The 16955-nt window shown below is 70.6% G+C and carries 13 protein-coding genes; 4 read left to right on the forward strand and 9 right to left on the reverse strand.

The window, feature by feature from the left end; all coding sequences use genetic code 11:
- Window positions 1–28: 28 nt before the first annotated feature.
- On the forward strand, window positions 29–2293 hold the full coding sequence (locus tag ACIBUY_RS06595) for an MMPL family transporter (RefSeq protein ID WP_365566951.1): 2265 nt from the start codon (window positions 29–31) through the stop codon (window positions 2291–2293).
- Window positions 2294–2407: 114 nt separating this feature from the next.
- Entirely contained in the window at window positions 2408–3451 is a 1044-nt protein-coding gene (locus ACIBUY_RS06600; protein ID WP_399151972.1) for a DUF6528 family protein, read from the forward strand.
- Between the two features lie 9 nt (window positions 3452–3460).
- Here the strand turns inward: ACIBUY_RS06600 and mgt are convergent, their stop codons facing one another.
- The 4 genes from mgt to ACIBUY_RS06620 form a co-directional block, all read right to left on the reverse strand.
- Complete coding sequence (gene mgt / locus ACIBUY_RS06605) at window positions 3461–4693, reverse strand: macrolide-inactivating glycosyltransferase (RefSeq protein WP_365566953.1); 1233 nt, start codon at window positions 4691–4693, stop codon at window positions 3461–3463.
- A gap of 69 nt (window positions 4694–4762) precedes the next feature.
- Window positions 4763–6055 (reverse strand): sugar ABC transporter substrate-binding protein, encoded by a 1293-nt coding sequence (locus ACIBUY_RS06610; protein WP_365566954.1) that lies wholly within the window; start codon window positions 6053–6055, stop codon window positions 4763–4765.
- Window positions 6055–6885, reverse strand: a complete 831-nt coding sequence (locus ACIBUY_RS06615; RefSeq protein ID WP_365566955.1) for a carbohydrate ABC transporter permease — start codon at window positions 6883–6885, stop codon at window positions 6055–6057. The genes ACIBUY_RS06610 and ACIBUY_RS06615 overlap by 1 nt, the downstream gene beginning before the upstream one ends.
- Complete coding sequence (locus ACIBUY_RS06620; protein ID WP_365567008.1) at window positions 6885–7808, reverse strand: sugar ABC transporter permease; 924 nt, start codon at window positions 7806–7808, stop codon at window positions 6885–6887. The genes ACIBUY_RS06615 and ACIBUY_RS06620 overlap by 1 nt, the downstream gene beginning before the upstream one ends.
- Before the next feature lie 195 nt (window positions 7809–8003).
- On the opposite strand from ACIBUY_RS06620, the gene ACIBUY_RS06625 reads away from it, so the two are divergent.
- A complete protein-coding gene (locus tag ACIBUY_RS06625) occupies window positions 8004–8891 on the forward strand; it encodes a phosphotransferase enzyme family protein (protein ID WP_399151973.1) in 888 nt (295 codons plus the stop codon).
- A gap of 67 nt (window positions 8892–8958) precedes the next feature.
- Here the strand turns inward: ACIBUY_RS06625 and ACIBUY_RS06630 are convergent, their stop codons facing one another.
- From ACIBUY_RS06630 to ACIBUY_RS06645, 4 genes are all read right to left on the reverse strand, one after another.
- Window positions 8959–9696, reverse strand: a complete 738-nt coding sequence (locus ACIBUY_RS06630) for a 3'-5' exonuclease (protein ID WP_365566957.1) — start codon at window positions 9694–9696, stop codon at window positions 8959–8961.
- A 101-nt stretch (window positions 9697–9797) separates the two neighbouring features.
- Window positions 9798–11066 (reverse strand): SAV2148 family HEPN domain-containing protein, encoded by a 1269-nt coding sequence (locus ACIBUY_RS06635; protein WP_365566958.1) that lies wholly within the window; start codon window positions 11064–11066, stop codon window positions 9798–9800.
- 115 nt (window positions 11067–11181) lie between these two features.
- A complete protein-coding gene (locus ACIBUY_RS06640; RefSeq protein WP_365566959.1) occupies window positions 11182–12501 on the reverse strand; it encodes a copper amine oxidase in 1320 nt (439 codons plus the stop codon).
- Between the two features lie 71 nt (window positions 12502–12572).
- The gene (locus ACIBUY_RS06645; RefSeq protein ID WP_365566960.1) at window positions 12573–13310 is read right to left on the reverse strand and encodes a Tat pathway signal sequence domain protein; all 738 of its coding nucleotides are present in this window, start codon (window positions 13308–13310) and stop codon (window positions 12573–12575) included.
- A gap of 206 nt (window positions 13311–13516) precedes the next feature.
- Between ACIBUY_RS06645 and glgX the strand changes: the two genes are divergently transcribed.
- Window positions 13517–15634, forward strand: a complete 2118-nt coding sequence (glgX, locus tag ACIBUY_RS06650; protein WP_365566961.1) for a glycogen debranching protein GlgX — start codon at window positions 13517–13519, stop codon at window positions 15632–15634.
- Here the strand turns inward: glgX and ACIBUY_RS06655 are convergent.
- Window positions 15609–16874: an MFS transporter gene (locus tag ACIBUY_RS06655; protein ID WP_365566962.1), complete on the reverse strand. Its 1266-nt coding sequence runs from the start codon at window positions 16872–16874 to the stop codon at window positions 15609–15611. The genes glgX and ACIBUY_RS06655 overlap by 26 nt on opposite strands.
- Window positions 16875–16955: the final 81 nt, after the last annotated feature.

Here is a 16955-nt window from a genome sequence, read left to right on the forward strand (position 1 = left end):
CCCTACCTTCAATGGCGGAGGTGACCTCATGGGGAGGAACGGGGACCGGAGGGTACGCGGATTCGCGGCCCGGGCCGGTGGGTGGAGCGCCAGGCACCGTTGGGCGGCGGTGGGGATCTGGGTGCTGTTCGTGGTGCTCGCGATGGGCATCGGCTCGGCGGCCGGGCGGATCGACGTCAAGGACAGCGACTCGCTGAACGGCGAGACCAGCCAGGCGTCGAAGATCGTGGAGGCCGCCGACATCGACGAACCGGCGGGCGAGACCGTGCTCGTCCAGGGCAAGGACAAGCAACTGGCCGCCACTGCACCGGAGTTCAAGAAGGCCGTCCAGGAGGTCGTCAAGGCCGTCGAGGGCACGGGCGCCGTCACCCACGTACGGTCGCCGTACGCCGCCGGAGCCCAGACCGTGTCGAAGGACGGCCGCACCGCGCTCGTCCAGTTCGACATGCGGGGCGACCCCGACACGGCATCCGACCGCGTCCAGCCGGTCCTCGACGCCGTGCGGCAGGTCGCCGACGACCACGGCTCGCTGCGGATCGAGGAGATCGGCGGCGCGAGCATGGGCAAGACGTTCGAGGACGCGTTCGGCGACGACTTCCAGCGCGCCGAGTACTCGGCGGTGCCGGTGGCGCTCGGCATCCTCCTCATCGCGTTCGGCGCGCTCGTCGCCGCTCTGCTCCCGGTGGCCCTCGCCGTCACGGCGATCATGGCGACGATGGGCCTGATGGGCATCGTCAGCCACCTCCAGCCGATGAGCGAGACCGCGAACTCGGTGATGCTGCTCGTGGGGTTGGCGGTCGGCGTCGACTACTGCCTGTTCTATCTGCGGCGCGAGCGCGAGGAGCGGATGAAGGGCCACGACGCCCAGACCGCGCTGCGCGTCGCGGCGGCCACCAGTGGCCGGGCGATCATCGTCTCCGGCGTCACGGTGTGCGTGGCGATGGCGGGCATGATGTTCACCGGCCTCGCCGAGTTCCAGGCGATGGGCCTCGCGTCCCTGATGGTCGTGGCGGTCGCCATGGTCGGCTCGGTCACCGTGCTGCCCGCGCTGCTGTCGCTGCTCGGCGAGCGGGTGGAGAAGGGCCGCATCCCGTTCCTGCACCCGACCAAGCGGCGCGGCGGCAACAACGGCCAGAACGGCAGCCGGTTCTGGAAGCGCGTCCTGGCCGTCGTCCTCGCCCGGCCCGCCGTCTCCGTGGCGGTCGCGGTCGGTGCGCTGCTCGCGATCGCCGCGCCCGCGCTCGGCATGAAGACCCAGAACCTCACCCTGGACCAGGAGTTCGGCGACTCCCTGCCGATCGTGTCCACGTACGACCGGCTCAACGAGGCGTTCCCCGGCGGCTCGGAACCGGCCGAGGTGGTGGTGAGCGCCGCCGACATCGACGCGCCGCAGGTGCGCGCCGCGATCGCCGACTTCCGTGCGCAGGCGGTGAGTTCGGGTGCCTCGCGCGGCCCGGTCGAGGTCACCGTGCACGCGAAGGAGAACGTCGCGTTCATCGACGTACCCCTCGTCGGCGGCTCCGACCAGGGCAGGGCCGAGAAGAGCCTCGCCCTGCTCCGTGACCACGTACGGCCCGACACGCTCGGCAAGGTCGACGGCGTCGAGGCGCCCGTCACCGGGCAGGTCGCCGGGTCGAAGGACTTCAACGACCAGATCGTCGGCTCGGTCGTCCCGGTCTTCGCGTTCGTGGTCGTCTTCGCGTTCCTGCTGATGCTGCTGTCGTTCCGCTCCCTGACGGTCGCGATCACGTCGATCGCGCTCAACCTGCTGAGCGTGGGCGCCGCTTACGGGATTCTGGTCGCCGTCTTCCAGAACGGCTGGGGCGCCGGGCTCGTCGGCGCGGAGGGCGTCGGCGCGATCATCTCGTGGCTGCCGCTGTTCCTCTTCGTGATCCTTTTCGGCCTGTCGATGGACTACCACGTGTTCGTGGTGTCGCGGATCAAGGAGGCGCGCCTTCAGGGACGTACGAACAAGGAGGCCATCCAGCACGGTGTCGTCACGACGGCGGGCGTGGTCACCAGCGCGGCCGTCATCATGGTCGCCGTCTTCGCCATCTTCGGGACGCTGTCCATGCAGTCCTTCAAGCAGATGGGCGTGGGTCTGGCCGCGGCCGTGCTGATCGACGCGACCGTCATCCGGGGCGTCCTGCTGCCGGCCGTGATGGCGCTGCTCGGCGAGCGCAACTGGTATCTCCCCAAGTGGCTGCACCGGATGCCGGACCTGACCCACGACGACGTGGCGATCCCGGAGCCCCGGAAGGTGCAGGACGGTCCGGTACGGGTTTCTCCATAAACCGTGGCCGGTAACGGGCGGTGCGGCAGGGCCTGTTGGTTTCCGGGGGAACCAGCAGGCCCTGCTCGTCATCTAGACGACCAACTGTGTTCACGCAACGGGGGAAGGACGAACATGGACAGGCGCAGTCTGTTGAAGGGTGTGGCGGCGGGTGCGGTGGCCGCGCCGGCGGCGGGGCTGTGGACCGCCCAGTCGGCCGGAGCGGCGGCGGTGAACTATCCGGTGGCGATCTGCGACCAGTACACCAACCGCTATCTGGTCCACGACCGTACGGCGAACTGGGACACGGCCTCGCCCAAGTGGGTCTTCGACCCGGGCAACGGCCGCACTCCGTGGGACAACCCGTTCGAGATCCGGTTCCGCGCGACCCAGCGCTACGGGACGCTCGCGCTGATGACCGCGGGCAACCCGGGCTCGGGCGCGGCCGGCATCGTGCGCGTCACCGGGAACGGCAGTCGGCTCGGCCACGGCGATCTGCTGTGGAAGGACGAGTCGATCGGTACGTTCCCGCACAGCATCGAGCGGATCCCGGGCAACGGATCGGTGGTGGTCGCCTGCACCCACGGCGCCGGTGCCGACACGGGCGAGATCCGGGTGTACGCGCCGAGCAGCAGCGACGTGCGGACCCTGAAGCTGGTCCAGCGCATCTACAAGACCGCCGACCTGGGGAAGCTGGTCCAGCCGCACGGGGTGCTGTGGGACGACCAGTTGAACCTGCTGTGGGTGATCGGCGGGACGGCGCTTCGCACGTACCAGGTCACGGGCAGTGGCCGGGGAACGCGCCTGAAGAAGGTCGGCAAGGAGGTCGACCTCAAGCGCGGCCCCGACGGCCGGGTGTGGGCCGGCAAGCATTTCGGGCACGACGTCCAGCCCGACTACAGCCGCCCCGGCTCCCTGGTGATCACCGACTCGAACGGGGTCTACCGCGTCGACCGGAACACCCGCCAGAAGGACAACGTCCACACGGCGAGCAACCGCTACGCACTCGTCAAGTCCTTCGTGGTCCACCCCTCCGGGCAGGAGATGTGGACCCGCGACACGAACGGCGACGCCTTGCCGTGGGGTGCCCCCACCGTCTTCTTCTCGTCCGGCGGGGACCGGACGAAGAAGAGGACGCAGATCTACAAGGCCCGGATCGTCACGACCCGGTTCCACTGACCGTCCCGCTCACCGGGCGGGCAGCTCCGCCTCGATGAGGTCCGCGGCCCGCTGCGTGCCGCCCTCGCCCGCCATGTCCTGCTGGATCACGGCGAGGCGGCGCGCCACCTCCGGGTCGTCGACCAGGGCGAGCACGGCCTCGCGCAGCGTCTCGGCGGTCGCTTCCTCCATCGGGACGTGCCGGGCGACGCCGAGGCCCTGCAGCATGTCCGCGTTGCCGAACTGGTCGACGGCCTGCGGGACGGCGACCATCGGCGTGGCGGTGGCCAGGCCCTCCTGGCTGCCGCCCGCACCGGCGTGCGTGATGAAGGCGTCGGCCTGCTTCAGGACCGCCAACTGCGGTACCCACTGGCGCACTTCGACGTTCGCGGGCACGTCGCCCAGGTCGTCGGCGGTGACGTGCTTGCCGACCTGGAGCACGACGTGCCAGCCCGGCAGATCGCCGAAGGCCCGCACGCACTCCCGGTAGAAGTCCGGCTGCTTGGTGAAGGACGAGCCGAGCGAGACGAGCAGGACGCGCTCGGCATCGGCGGGCCGCTCCCAGGTGCCCTGCGCGGACCGGTCGCCCTGGCAGGCGCCGACGAAGGTGTTCTTCTCCTCGTCGACCCGGTCGGCGTGGGGCTGGAGCGCCTTGGGGATGAGGACGAGGGTGCGGTCGTAGCGGCCCCAGAATTCGTCGGCGCTCTTCGGGACGCCGTACTCCTTCAGCCACGCGTCGAACTTCTCGAAGTACGCCTGGCCGCGCGGCGTCTGCCGGGGCTCGGCCCACATCGGCTTCGCGACCTCCTCCTCGTACCCCTCCCAGGCGACGAGGTTCGGCGAGAGCGTGATCGCGGGGACGCCCCAGCGGTGGGCGAGGACACCCGCCGGGTACGAGGTGATGTCGTGGATGACGAGGTCGGGCACGCCCGCCCCGCCCTCCCCCTCGTACGCCTCGATGAGCTGGGGCAGGGCCTGGATCGCGTCGTCCAGGAAGGGCTCCACGTTGTCGAGCAGCGTGGTGCCCCACGCGGCCGGGTCGTCGTCGGGGCCGGGCAGCGTGGTCCCGTAGAGCACCGGCTCGGCGCCGGTCTCGGCGATCTTCTCCTCGAAGAGGTGCGGGATCGCGTACGTCACGCGGTGCCCACGGGCGACGAGTTCCCGGATCACTTCGAGGCTCGGATTCACGTGCCCGTGGGCGGCGACGGAGAACATGGCGATGTGGGCAGGGCGTACGGGCACGGGGTGTTCCGGGTTCGTCATGCCCTCACCGTAAGCGAGACGAAACGTCTCGTGCAACTCATTACTCGTTCTTCGTGCGGCTCCTCCCGATCACCTCTGATAGCGCGCCAGCACCAGATTCCCGTCCTTCACCAGCCGTTTGCGCAGCTCGTCGAGGTCGATCGCCCCGCTGTAGTACTCCTGGAACGCGGGGGTGGCCACCTTGTCCTTCCACTCCGGGTAGCCGCGTACGGACTGGGCGGGTGCCGAGCGGAGGTGGGAGGCGAGGGCCGTGCCCGTCGCCCAGTCGTCCTTCGCCGTGCGCAGGGCCGGGTCCTTCAGGGCCTCGGTTCCGGTCGGCAGCATCCAGTCGCCGAGCGCGAGGCGCACCATGTTGCGCGGCTGGAGGAGGAAGTCGATGAACTCGGCCGCCTCCTTCTTGTGCGGGCTGTCCTCGGAGACCGAGAGGGTCTGGGGGCTGACGCCCTGGGTGAGTCCGTCGGCGCCGGCCGGTGCGGGCAGCACCTGCCAGTCGAAGCCCTTGGGCGCCTGCTGCACGATCTGCTGCCGGTAGGAGAAGCCGAGCGGCACCATCGCGTACTTGCCCGCGAAGAATCCGGGGAGGGTGTCGGAACCGCCCATGCCGAGGGTCGTGCTCGACGCGCTGTGGTCGACGTTCACCTGGTCGTGGACGGTGCGCGGCATCACTTCGTCCGCCGCCTCGAAGCGGACCTTCACCTTGCCGTCCTCGCCGCGGTGGAACATCTCGCCGCCCGTGGACAGGGACAGGTTCAACGTCGCCGACACGGGTTCCTTCAACGGCCAGGCGACGCCGTACTTGCCCTTGCCGCTGAGCTGCTTGGTGATCTGCCGGAACTCGTCCCAGGTCCACGGCTGCTGAGGGGTCGGGATGCGGACGCCGGACTCCTTGAGCCACGTCGCGTTCGCGATGAGGACGCGCGGCTCCTGCAGGAACGGCACGCCGTAGATCCCGTCGCCGAACGTCGCCGTCTCCCAACTCTGCTGCGGGATGTCGGACTTGAGGCGCTGCGGCAGATGGTCGCGCAGGTCGGCGAGGTAGCCGCCGTACGCGAAGTCCGCGAGGTCGTCCGACGCGTCGTGGATGATGTCGGGCGCCTCACCGCCCTCGAAGGACGTGAGCAGCTGGTCGTGGACGCTGTCCCAGCTGCCCTGGACGTACCTGACCTGGACGTCGGGGTGGGCCGCGTTCCACTCCTTCACCAGCTGTTTGTTGGCGTCGACGGACTCCTGCTGCCAGGCCAGGGACTGGAATTCGAGGGTGATGCGACCGTCCGGGCCGCCCGAGGAGCCGCCCGAGCATCCGGCGAGCAGCAGCGCCGACACCGCCGCGAGGGCCGTCGTCATCTTCCTTGCGTTCTTCATCACTTGACCGCTCCTGCCAGCATGCCGCCCGCGATCCGCTTCTGGATGACCGCGAAGATCAGCAGCGACGGGAGCGTGGCGAGGAACGCCGCCGCCGCGAGCGGGCCGAGGTCGGCGACGCCCTCGGCGCCGAGGAAGTGGGTGAGGATCACGGGCAGCGTCTGCCGCTCCGGCGATTTCATCAGGACCAGGGCGAAGAAGAACTCGTTCCACGCCGTGATGAACGCGAACAGGGCCGTCGCCACAATGCCGGGCGCGAGCAGCGGCGCCGTCACGGACACCAGGATGCGCAGCCGGCTCGCGCCGTCGACGGCCGCCGCCTCCTCCAACTCCCTCGGTACTGCCCGGACATAGCCGACGAGCATCCACAGCGCGAAGGGCAGTGCCCAGACGACGTAGACCATGATCAGGCCGGGCAGCGCGTTGATCAGGTGGAGGTTCTTGAGGATCAGGAACAGCGGGATGATCACGAGGACGAACGGGAACGCCTGACTGACCACCACCCAGCCCGTCGCCGCCCGCGACACGAACGAGCGGTGGCGCGCCATGACGTACGCCATCGGTGTCGCGATGACGATCGCGATCAGGGCGGCGCTGACGGCCACGAGGAGGGAGTTCCCGGCGGCCCGCAGCAGGGGCTGTTCGTCGAAGGCCTGGCGGAAGTTGGCGAGGGTGGGGTCCTTGGGGATCCAGGTGGGGTGCAGGCTCGCCAGTTCGCGGGGCGGCTTGAACGCCGTCGAGATCAGCCACAGGAACGGGAAGACGAGGAAGACGAGATAGGCGAGGAGCGCCAGGTACTGGCCGGCGCGGGCCGGCTTGCCGGTACGCATCACTGGTCGTCGCCTCCCTTCAGGCGGCCCACGAGGTAGAGGGCGAGGAGGATCGAGATGACGGCGACCATGACGCAGCCCATCGCCGCCGCGTAGCCGAACTGGCCGTAGCGGAAGGCCTCTTCGTACGCGAACAGCATCGGAAGGCGGGTGCGGCCGCCGGGGCCGCCGTTGGTCAGGACGTACACCAGGGCGAAGGAGTTGAAGTTCCAGATGAAGTTGAGCGCGGTGATGGCGAGGGCGATCGGGCGGATCGCTGGCCAGGTCACCGTGCGGAACCGGCGCCAGGCCCCCGCCCCGTCCATCGCCGCCGCCTCGTGCAGCTCGCGCGGGGTGTTCTGCAGCCCCGCCAGCAGCGCGACCGTGGTCTGCGGCATGCCCGCCCACACGCCGACGACGATGACGGCGGGCAGTGCGGTGCCGAGCCCGGTCAGCCAGTCCCGGCCGTCACCGAGGCCCAGGTCGCGGATCGTCTCGTTGAGGATGCCCGCGTCCGGGTTGTAGACGAGGCGCCACATGATGCCGACGACGACCTCCGGCATCGCCCACGGCACGATCGCGAGGGCCCGCGCCAGCCAGCGGAAGCGGAGGTTCTGGCTGAGCAGCAGGGCGAGGCCGAGCGCGAGCAGGAACTGCGGGACCGTCACCCCGACCGCCCACAACAGGCCGATCCTGAACGACTCCCAGAACAGGGTGTCGTGGAACAGGTCCTGGAAGTTGAGGGTGCCGACCCACTGCGTCGGCGCGGTGCGGCCCGCCTGCGAGTCGGTGAACGCGAGGCCGATCCCGTACAGGAGCGGTCCGACGCTCAGGACCAGGATCGGGATGAGCGCGGGGAGCACCAGGAACCAGGCGCCCTGTTCCCTGCGCGGTCCGGACCCGGGGTCGCGCCCCCGGTCCGTGGTCCGTTTCGGTGCGGTCAGAGAGGTCACGAAGGCGGCTCCTTCGGGCGGCGGTTCGGATGGTGGCTGTTCCGGCCGCCCGGGCGGCCCCCGACATGGTCCTGACAGCGTCCTACCACGTCAAGACGTGCGGGCGGGTGCAAGACTGGGCCGGTAGCAGCCGGAATACACGCCGGATTGCACGCCGGAACACAGGAACGTCGTCGGAGGCAAGTGATGGACGAGGCACGGGCACGGGACGTGCTGGACCGGGCGGGCGTCGGGGAAGGAGCCGCCGTGGACGCCCGGCTCCTGGCGCTCGGTGAGAACGCGGTCTTCGCCGTCGGCGATCTCGTCGTCAAGGTGGGCCGCTCCCTCGAGCAGGCCCCCGAACTCCTCGACCGGGCCCGCCGCGAACTCGCCATCGCCGCCTACCTCGCCGAGCACGGCGTCCCCGCGGTGCGCGCGGCGAAGGCCGAGCCACTGGTGGTGGGCGACGGGGCCGGGCATCCGGTGACCGTGTGGCAGCACATCCCGGAGGCGGTGCGGCCGGCCGAGCCGCGCGATCTGGCGGAGCTGTTGAAGCTGGTCCACGCGCTGCCCGCGCCGAGCGGGTTCACGCTGCCCCGGCGGGAGTTGCTCGGTGGCGTCGAGCGGTGGCTGCGACTCGCGGGCGACGCGATCGACCCGGCCGACGCGGCGTATCTGCGCGAGCGGCGGGACGGGTTCGCCGCCGCTGCCGCCGCGTTGACGCCGCGGCTTGCCCCCGGGCCCATTCACGGGGACGCCCTGCCCCGCAATGTGCACATCGGGCCCGACGGGCCCGTGCTCGTCGACCTGGAGACGTTCTCCGCGGATCTGCGCGAGCACGATCTGGTGGTGATGGCGCTGTCGCGGGACCGGTACGGGTTGCCTGCGGCGGCGTACGACGGGTTCGTGGCGGCGTACGGGTGGGACGTGCGGGAGTGGGAGGGGTGCGGGGTGCTCCGCGGGGCCCGGGAGACGGCTTCCTGTGCCTGGGTCGCGCAGCACGCCCCCAGCAATCCGAAGGCGCTTGTCGAGTTCGAGCGGCGGGTGGGGTCTTTGCGGGACGGGGACGAGTCGGTTCGGTGGTATCCGTTCTGACGTCGGCTTCCCCGCCGTTCGCACGGGGGCTTTGCCCCCCGGACCCCCAGTCCTCAGACTCCCCCGGCTAACGCCGGGCGGTGCTCCCGGACGGGCTGTCCATACGACGTATCGGCCACTCCGGGTCGATCACTGCGCCCTCGTCGCCCTTCTTCCGCAGGAAAGCCTGGAAGTCGGCTGCCCATTCCGCGTACCACTCCACCTGCCTGCGGTGGAGTTCGGCCGGGCCGAGGGATGCGACCTTGGGGTGGCGCTCGCCTATCGCGTGGGCCAGCAGCGCCGCGGCCAGGGCGTCCGCCGAGGCGTCGTGGGCCGCGTCGAGCGTGACCCCGTACTCGGTGCAGACGGCTTCGAGGTTGCGCTTGCCGCGGCGGTAGCGGTCGACGGTGCGGTCGATCGTGTACGGGTCGACGACCGGCGCCGGGTCGATGCCGCCGAGGCGGTCCCGCAGGGACGGCAGGCCGTGGCGGGCCAGCTCGGCCGACAGAAGGGTCAGGTCGAACGCCGCGTTGTACGCGACCACCGGGACGCCCGTGCGCCAGTACCCGACGAGGGTCTCGGCGATGGCGTCGGCCACCCGGTCGGCCGGGGCGCCCTCGGCCGCCGCCCGCTCGCTGCTGATCCCGTGCACGGCGACCGCCTCGTCCGGGATCGGCACGCCGGGGTCGGCGAGCCACTGCCGGTGGCCGAGGACCGAGCCGTCCCTGACCTCGATGACGGCGCCCGTGACGATGCGCGCCTCGCCCGGATCCGTCCCCGTCGTCTCCAGGTCGAAGCCGATCAGCAGCTCCCGGTGCCAGCCCATGGCAGCCCCCTTCTTCGTGGTGCGTTCCCCCAGTGACCACCACCTTCGCACGCGCCACTGACAATCCCCCCGGCGCCCGCTCCCGGCGGCCGCCGGGGCCGTCAGGACACCGGTCGGGCGTCCGCCCAGGCCTGCTCGAACTCGTCCCTGTACGTCACGAACAGTCCGTTCTCCCCCGCGTCCGCAAAGGCGCCCGCCTTCACGACCCGGCCGCCGCCGCGCAGGACGAGCACCGGTGCTTCCATGCCGCGCGTGCGGCGCAGGTACGACTGGATGACGGCGATGCCGTCCGAGCCGTCGCCGTCGACGAGGTACGCGGTGAAGCGCGGCGTCTCGTCGAAGACCTGGATCTCGAAGGCGTCCGGGTCGCGCAGACGGGCCCGTACGCGCCGCATGTGCAGGATGTTCATCTCGACGGCACGGCTCAACTCGCCCCGCTTGAGGCCGAGTTCCCGCTCGCGCCGCTTGACCGAGCTCGAGGCCGGGTTCAGGAAGAGGAGCCGCACGCGGCAGCCCGACTCGGCGAGGCGGATCAGGCGGCGGCCCGAGAAGTTCTGGACCAGGAGGTTCAGGCCGATCCCGATCGCGTCGAGGCGTCGCGCGCCGCCGAAGATGTCCTCGGCCGGGAACTGGCGCAGCAGGCGCACCCGGTCCGGGTGGACGCCGACCACGTCCGCGTACCGGTCGCCGACGAGGTCCTCGACCGCGTCGATGGGCAGGCGGCGGGCGGAGGGGACGTCGGAGCCGGCGCCGAGCATCTCCAGGAGGCGGGCGGAGGCGCGCTCGGCCTGGGCGAGGACCGTCTCGGACAGGGCGCGGTTGCGGGAGACGACGTTGCGGGTGACCTCGAGCTCGTCCAGGGCGAGTTCGACGTCGCGCCGGTCGTCGAAGTACGGCTCGAAGCACGGCCAGTGCTGCACCATCAGCTCGCGCAGCTGCGGGAGGGTCAGGAAGGACAGCACGTTGTCGTCGGCCGGGTCCAGCAAGTAGCCCTTGCGGCGGCTGACTTCGCGTACCGCGACGGCGCGCTGCACCCACTCCTGGCCGGCGGGCCCGGCAGCGGCGACGACCCAGTCGTCGCCGTGCACCGGCTCGTAGATGGGGCGCAGCACGGCCGCGACGACGGCCCGCAGCCGCTGCTCCACCAGGTTCAGCCAGATGTAGGCCCTGCCTGCTCGTTGGGCGCGCGTACGGACCTCGCGCCAGGCGTCGGCGCCCCAGTCCAGTTCGGGTCCGATCTGCGATCCCACATCCATGGGCCGAGCCAGTGACACCGCTCCCGGCGGAAGATCCGTGGAGGCCGCCCCCGTACCCTCCTGACCCTCGTGACCGTCGTCACCAGGGGGCAGCTCAAGACCTCCCGAGCTCACCCGCTCCGCACCGCCTTCCGCTCCCCCGAGCTATGTCGAGCACTCCCCCAGCAACGATCAAGGAAGGGTACTCCGGGAGCGGTCGGCGGTGCAGCCCGATGGAGGTGAAGGTTTCTCAACTCCCGTTCGGGGGAACCCCGTTCTGCCCGGCGAGGTCGGCGGGAGTGAGCGGATTCATAGCGGTCACGTCCCTGGGGGCCAGCGAGAAGCCCTGCCAGTGGACCGGCATCGGCTGCTGGTCCTCGTCCCGGGCGATGTGGTGGAACCCGATGTTGACCCAGGTGACCGGATGCGTCAGCGTCTGCCCGTTGACCCACTTGTCCACACTTGTCCCGCCGCAGTTCGCCGCGGGGTTGTCGCTGGCGTACTGCTCGCACTTCTTGTACTCCGTGAAGTACACGTCGTGCTTGGTGAACGAGCGCCCGGGGTACTTGCTGGAACGGCCGGGCACGAACTCGTAGGACCTCGGGTGTCCGTCCTTGTTCTTGCCCGCGGTGGAGACCACCCGCCACCACCGCATGTCCTTCACGTCACCGGCGAGTTCCTTGGTGACGGGGGTGCGCGTGGTCTTCGTGGTGGGCGAGCCGCTGCCGTTCGGCGGGGTCACCTTGGAGTCGTACTGCTCGACCTTGGCCTTGCCGGAGCCGTCCAGGCCGAAGTCGAGCCGCCAGAACACGTTGTGGTTGTGGCTCTCGGCGTAGGCGGTCGCACCCTTGCCGATGGGCCAGCCCTTGCCGTCGGTGCCGTCGTAGTCGTACGGGGAGAGGCTGCCGGTGGCGCCCTCGTTCGCGGTGATCGTGCCGTCGGAGGAGAAGCGCCACTCGGTGATGTACTCGTACCAGGACGCCTTGTTGACCGTGTAGACGAGCAGGTCCTTGCCCTGGGCGGAGTAGACCTTGCCGCTGCCGCCGGTCGAGTCGTCGTCGTTGAGGCGGTACGCGTGTCCGCGCGCACGCGTGGTGGCGCACAGCCCCTTCACGTTGCCCACGTCGGGGACCTTGACGGTCTTGATGGTGCCGCCGGGGCACTCGGCCGGCGCGAGGTTCTGCAGGGCCTGGCCGAAGTCGGTGCCGGTGACGTCGTCGTACTCGGCCTCCCCGTCGTCGTACGGGACGTGGACCTGGGCGAGGCGGGCGCTGGACAGGACGCGGATCGGCTGGGGCTCGCCCTTGGGCTGGTAGCTGACGTCGTCCAGGACGAGGCCGGAGAGGGTGTTGTAGTGCCAGCACATGCGCCAGGTGGTGCCGCCGTCGAGGGTCTGCTCGATCTGGTACGCCGCCGAGCAGGACGGTGCGGCTGCCGCGGGGGCCTTCTGGGGCTCGGCCGTGGCGGACGGGGCGGTGGCGAAGGCGGTGCCGAGCAGCGCGGTGACCGCAAGCCCGGAGAGGACGGCAGCGGGCCGTTTGCGGGCGCGCTGGGCTCTGTTGACGTGCATACGGAAGAACTCCCTTGTGCGGGACGTGAGTCGGGAGGGACGCAAGGACTGAGGGCGGCGGTGTGCGGCGCTCAGGAGAGACGGCCGACGGTGCGGTCGCTGAGGTCGACGATCAGGGCGCGGGTGTCGATCCACGGCCCGTTCTTCACCTTGGCGATGACGCGCAGGCAGCGGTGCTTTCCGCACGCGGTCAGGTCGGAGGGGACCTTCGCGACGGTCTCCTTGCGGAACACCATGCCGCTCAGTTGCAGCTGGTCCGCCTTGGTGAGGGGATTGCCGGTGGCGTCCTGATAGTCGGCCCTCAGGTCGGTGCCCGCCTTGCCGTCGATCAACAGCTGGGCCGCCGCGGCCAGTTCGTCCTTACTGGGTGGCGGCTGCACGCCCTGGTCGTTGCGCGTGTCCTCGACCTTGCCCGTGTCCAGGTTCACGGTCTTGGTGACGACGGTGTCGCTCTTGTAGTCGTAGTAGACGACGTCCGCGCGGCGCTGCTCCGCGGCCGCGCCCGCCAGTGTCGGGTCGGTCTCCGTCAGGTTCGTCGACAGGTGCTGGGGGCCGCGGTCGCCCTCGACGTCCCTGGCGTCCATCCGCAGGTTGTTGCTCGTCACCGCCAGTTTCTCGGCCCTGTCGATCTCGGCGTCGGTCAGCGGGTCCCGGCCCACGCCCTTGTCGCCCTCGGCGGGTGCGGCCTCGACCTTGCCCTCCGGAGGCACCGCGTCCTGCTGGGCCGCCCCCGCCCTGGCCGTGCCGGAACCGTCGGCCGGCAGGCTCACGCCGACCGCGACAGCGGCACCGGTGGCCGCGAGGGCCACGGTCGCCACAATCTTCCCGAGATGGCGTCTTGCTAGCTCGCGCACATCTTCCCCCTGCTTCCCCGGCAGTCCCACGCACGGGCATACCGGACTTACGTGGTCTTCCTGTAAGAGGGGCCCAACTCGTAGGTGGTTCCGCCACTTTCGGGGGAGAGACTGACTGATGTCGCCCGGACCGCCGGGCCCACAGTGGAAGAGTCGTTGCCATGCAGGTCTGGCCTGGACAGGCGTATCCACTCGGTGCCACGTACGACGGCGCCGGTACGAACTTTGCGGTCTTCTCGGAGGCCGCGGACCGCGTCGAGTTGTGCCTGTTGCACGACGACGGCTCGGAAACCGCGGTGGAACTCCGGGAGTCCGACGCGTTCGTCCGGCACGCCTACCTCCCCGGGATCATGCCGGGGCAGCGTTACGGGTACCGCGCACACGGCCCGTACGAGCCCGCGCACGGGCTGCGCTGCAACTCGGCGAAGCTGCTGCTCGACCCGTACGCGCGCGCCATCAGCGGGCGGATCGACTGGGACGAGGCGGTGTACGGCTACCCGTTCGACGCCCCGGAGGAGCGCAACGACCTCGACTCGGCGCCGCACATGATGGCGTCGGTCGTGGTCAATCCGTACTTCGACTGGGGCGACGACCGGCCGCCGCGCACCGAGTACCACGAGACGGTGCTCTACGAGGCGCACGTGAAGGGCCTGACGATGCGCCACCCCGGGCTGCCGGAGGAGCTGCGCGGCACGTATGCGGCGCTCGCGCATCCGGCGGTCATCGACCACCTCGTCGAACTGGGCGTGACGGCGCTGGAGTTGATGCCGGTCCACCAGTTCGTGAACGATCACCGGCTGGTCGAGATGGGCCTGAACAACTACTGGGGCTACAACACGATCGGCTTCTTCGCCCCGCACAACACGTACGCGTCGTGGGGCGACCGGGGCGAGCAGGTCCTGGAGTTCAAGTCGGCGGTGCGGGCGCTGCACCAGGCCGGCATCGAGGTCATCCTGGACGTCGTCTACAACCACACGGCCGAGGGGAACCATCTGGGCCCGACGCTGTCCTTCAAGGGGCTCGACAACCAGTCGTACTACCGGCTGGCCGAGGACCCGCAGTACTACATGGACACCACGGGGACGGGGAACTCGCTGCTGATGCGGTCCCCGCACGTCCTCCAGATGATCATGGATTCGCTGCGCTACTGGGTGGAGGAGATGCACGTCGACGGGTTCCGCTTCGATCTGGCGGCGACCTTGGCACGGCAGTTCCACGAGGTGGACCGGCTGTCGTCGTTCTTCGACCTGGTGCAGCAGGACCCGGTCATCTCTCAGGTGAAGCTGATCGCGGAGCCGTGGGACGTCGGCGAGGGCGGCTATCAGGTGGGCAACTTCCCGCCGCTGTGGACCGAGTGGAACGGCAAGTACCGCGACACGGTGCGGGACCTGTGGCGGGGCGAGCCGCGCACCCTGGCCGAGTTCGCGGGCCGGATCACCGGCTCGTCGGACCTCTACCAGGACGACGGCCGCCGCCCGCTGGCCTCCATCAACTTCGTGACGTGCCACGACGGTTTCACCCTGCACGACCTGGTGGCGTACAACAGCAAGCACAACGACGCCAACGGGGAGGGCAATCGCGACGGCGAGAGCCACAACAGGTCCTGGAACTGCGGCACGGAGGGCGAGACCGACGCCCCCGAGGTCCTCGACCTACGGGCACGCCAAATGCGAAATTTCGTCGCCACGTTGATGCTGTCGCAGGGCGTCCCGATGCTCAGCCACGGCGACGAGTTCGCGCGTACGCAGGGCGGCAACAACAACGCCTACTGCCAGGACAACGAGGTGTCCTGGGTGCGCTGGGCGGATCCTGACGCCCCGCCCGAGCCGTTCCTGGAGTTCACGCGCGCGATGGTGCGGCTGCGGCGCGAGCATCCCGTGTTCCGCAGGCGCCGCTTCTTCCACGGCCGCCCCGTGGAGGGCACGCACGACGAGCTGTCGGACATCGCCTGGTTCACGCCCGAGGGCGAGGAGATGACGCAGCGGGACTGGGGCGCGGCGCAGGCCCGCGCGCTGTCGGTGTTCCTGAACGGCAACGCGATCTCGGAGCCGGGGCCGCGCGGTGAGCGCATCCTGGACGACTCGTTCCTGTTGCTGTTCAACGCCTCCCCCAAGGACCTGGAGTTCGTGGTGCCGGTCAATCACGGCCGGCAGTGGGAGACGGTCGTGGACACGGCGCTGCCCGACGGGCTGCCCTCGGACGACGGCGAGAAGGTGCAGGCGGGCGACCGGCTGACGCTGGCGGGACGCAGCCTCACCGTGCTGCGACGGCCGGCGTAGCCGCTTCGACGGGCGCCTGGAGGGGCCGTACGCGCAGTGCCACGAGGAAGGCGAGGACCGCTGCCGCGCTGCCCACGGCGAACGCGGCAGCGGGCCCGTGGGCCTGCGCGAGGCGGCCCGCCACGGCGAGCGTGACCGCCTGTCCGCCGACGAAGGCGCTCGCGGCGACCGTCATGCCCTCGGCGATCCGCTCGCGCGGCACGGCCCGCTCGGTGAGCCCGAACCCGGTGATCAGGTTCGGTGCGAACAGGGCGCCGAAGACGGTCACGACGACGTACAGGAGCGGCATGGTCTGCGTGACGATGAGCGGGAGCGACAGCAGGGCGGCGGACGCGGTCGCCACGCGCCAGCGGCGGTGCAGCGCGAACCGCTCGGGCACGGCCGCCATCGACAGGCCGACGACGGCGCTCATGACGCCCATCGCGGCGTAGACGAGGCCGGCCTGGTCCTCGTGGCCGAGCTCCTGGGTCAGGGCGGTGATCCCGGCGCCGCAGCCGCCCAGCAGGATGCCGAGGAGGACGAGCCCGACGCGGACGACGTGCACCTCGCGCGGCATGCCCTTCTTCCGGTCGCCCCGCGCGCGTGGGAGCGCGTCCGCGGCGGCCCGCGGCACGGCCGTCGCCGACGGGTGCAGTGCGAACGCGGCGCCGCAGAGTGCGACGAGCAGGGCCGCGGCCCCGAACGCGTAGGCGGGATGGGCGACCACGGAGGCGACGCCGATGAGGGCGGGGCCGAGGACGAAGGAGAGCTCGTCCATGGTCGACTCGAGGGACAGGACGGCGTTCACGACGCGTTCGTCGGCTCCCTCGCGGCGCACGAGGGCGACCCCGCGGGCGCGGGCGAGCGGGCCGACGCCGGGCACGGTGGCGCCCGCGACGACACCGAGCGCGACCAGCAGGGGCGTCGGCAGGTCGTACAGCGCGCCCAGGGTGTAGGCGGCGATGGCCAGGGAGTTGAGCAGCGCGAAGGCGAGCACGACCGGGCGCTGGCCGCGCCGGTCGGAGAGGCGGCCCACGAAGGGCCCCATGGCGACCTGGCCGAGCGCGAGGGCGCAGGCGACGGTGCCGCCGGTGGCGAGCGAGCCGCTGGTCCGCGTCACCAGCAGGACGCTGCCGAACTGGATCACCGCGACCGGCAGCCGCCCGAGGAACGAGACCAGCGGCAGCAGCCTCCCGGTCACCGCGATCACCTGGCGGTACGTGTCGAGCGTGCTGGGGGCTTTCGTGGCGGTGCCGGTCATCGTCCGAAGCTAGCGAGACGCGGGGCGGCACCTGCATGTGACGATGACACGAAACGCGGCCATGGGGGTACGTAGGTTCGC

Origin of the sequence: Streptomyces sp. NPDC050085, from assembly GCF_044460595.1 — a bacterium.
Lineage (GTDB): Bacteria > Actinomycetota > Actinomycetes > Streptomycetales > Streptomycetaceae > Streptomyces.

Excerpts from the sequence above, each read along its gene's own strand:
- ACIBUY_RS06595 (WP_365566951.1), top strand. The coding sequence starts at position 29 with ATGGGGAGGAACGGGGACCGGAGGGTACGCGGATTCGCGGCCCGGGCC.
- ACIBUY_RS06600 (WP_399151972.1), top strand. The coding sequence starts at position 2,408 with ATGGACAGGCGCAGTCTGTTGAAGGGTGTGGCGGCGGGTGCGGTGGCC.
- mgt (WP_365566953.1), bottom strand. The coding sequence starts at position 4,693 with ATGACGAACCCGGAACACCCCGTGCCCGTACGCCCTGCCCACATCGCC.
- ACIBUY_RS06610 (WP_365566954.1), bottom strand. The coding sequence starts at position 6,055 with ATGAAGAACGCAAGGAAGATGACGACGGCCCTCGCGGCGGTGTCGGCG.
- ACIBUY_RS06615 (WP_365566955.1), bottom strand. The coding sequence starts at position 6,885 with ATGCGTACCGGCAAGCCGGCCCGCGCCGGCCAGTACCTGGCGCTCCTC.
- ACIBUY_RS06625 (WP_399151973.1), top strand. The coding sequence starts at position 8,004 with ATGGACGAGGCACGGGCACGGGACGTGCTGGACCGGGCGGGCGTCGGG.
- ACIBUY_RS06630 (WP_365566957.1), bottom strand. The coding sequence starts at position 9,696 with ATGGGCTGGCACCGGGAGCTGCTGATCGGCTTCGACCTGGAGACGACG.
- ACIBUY_RS06640 (WP_365566959.1), bottom strand. The coding sequence starts at position 12,501 with ATGCACGTCAACAGAGCCCAGCGCGCCCGCAAACGGCCCGCTGCCGTC.
- glgX (WP_365566961.1), top strand. The coding sequence starts at position 13,517 with ATGCAGGTCTGGCCTGGACAGGCGTATCCACTCGGTGCCACGTACGAC.
- ACIBUY_RS06655 (WP_365566962.1), bottom strand. The coding sequence starts at position 16,874 with ATGACCGGCACCGCCACGAAAGCCCCCAGCACGCTCGACACGTACCGC.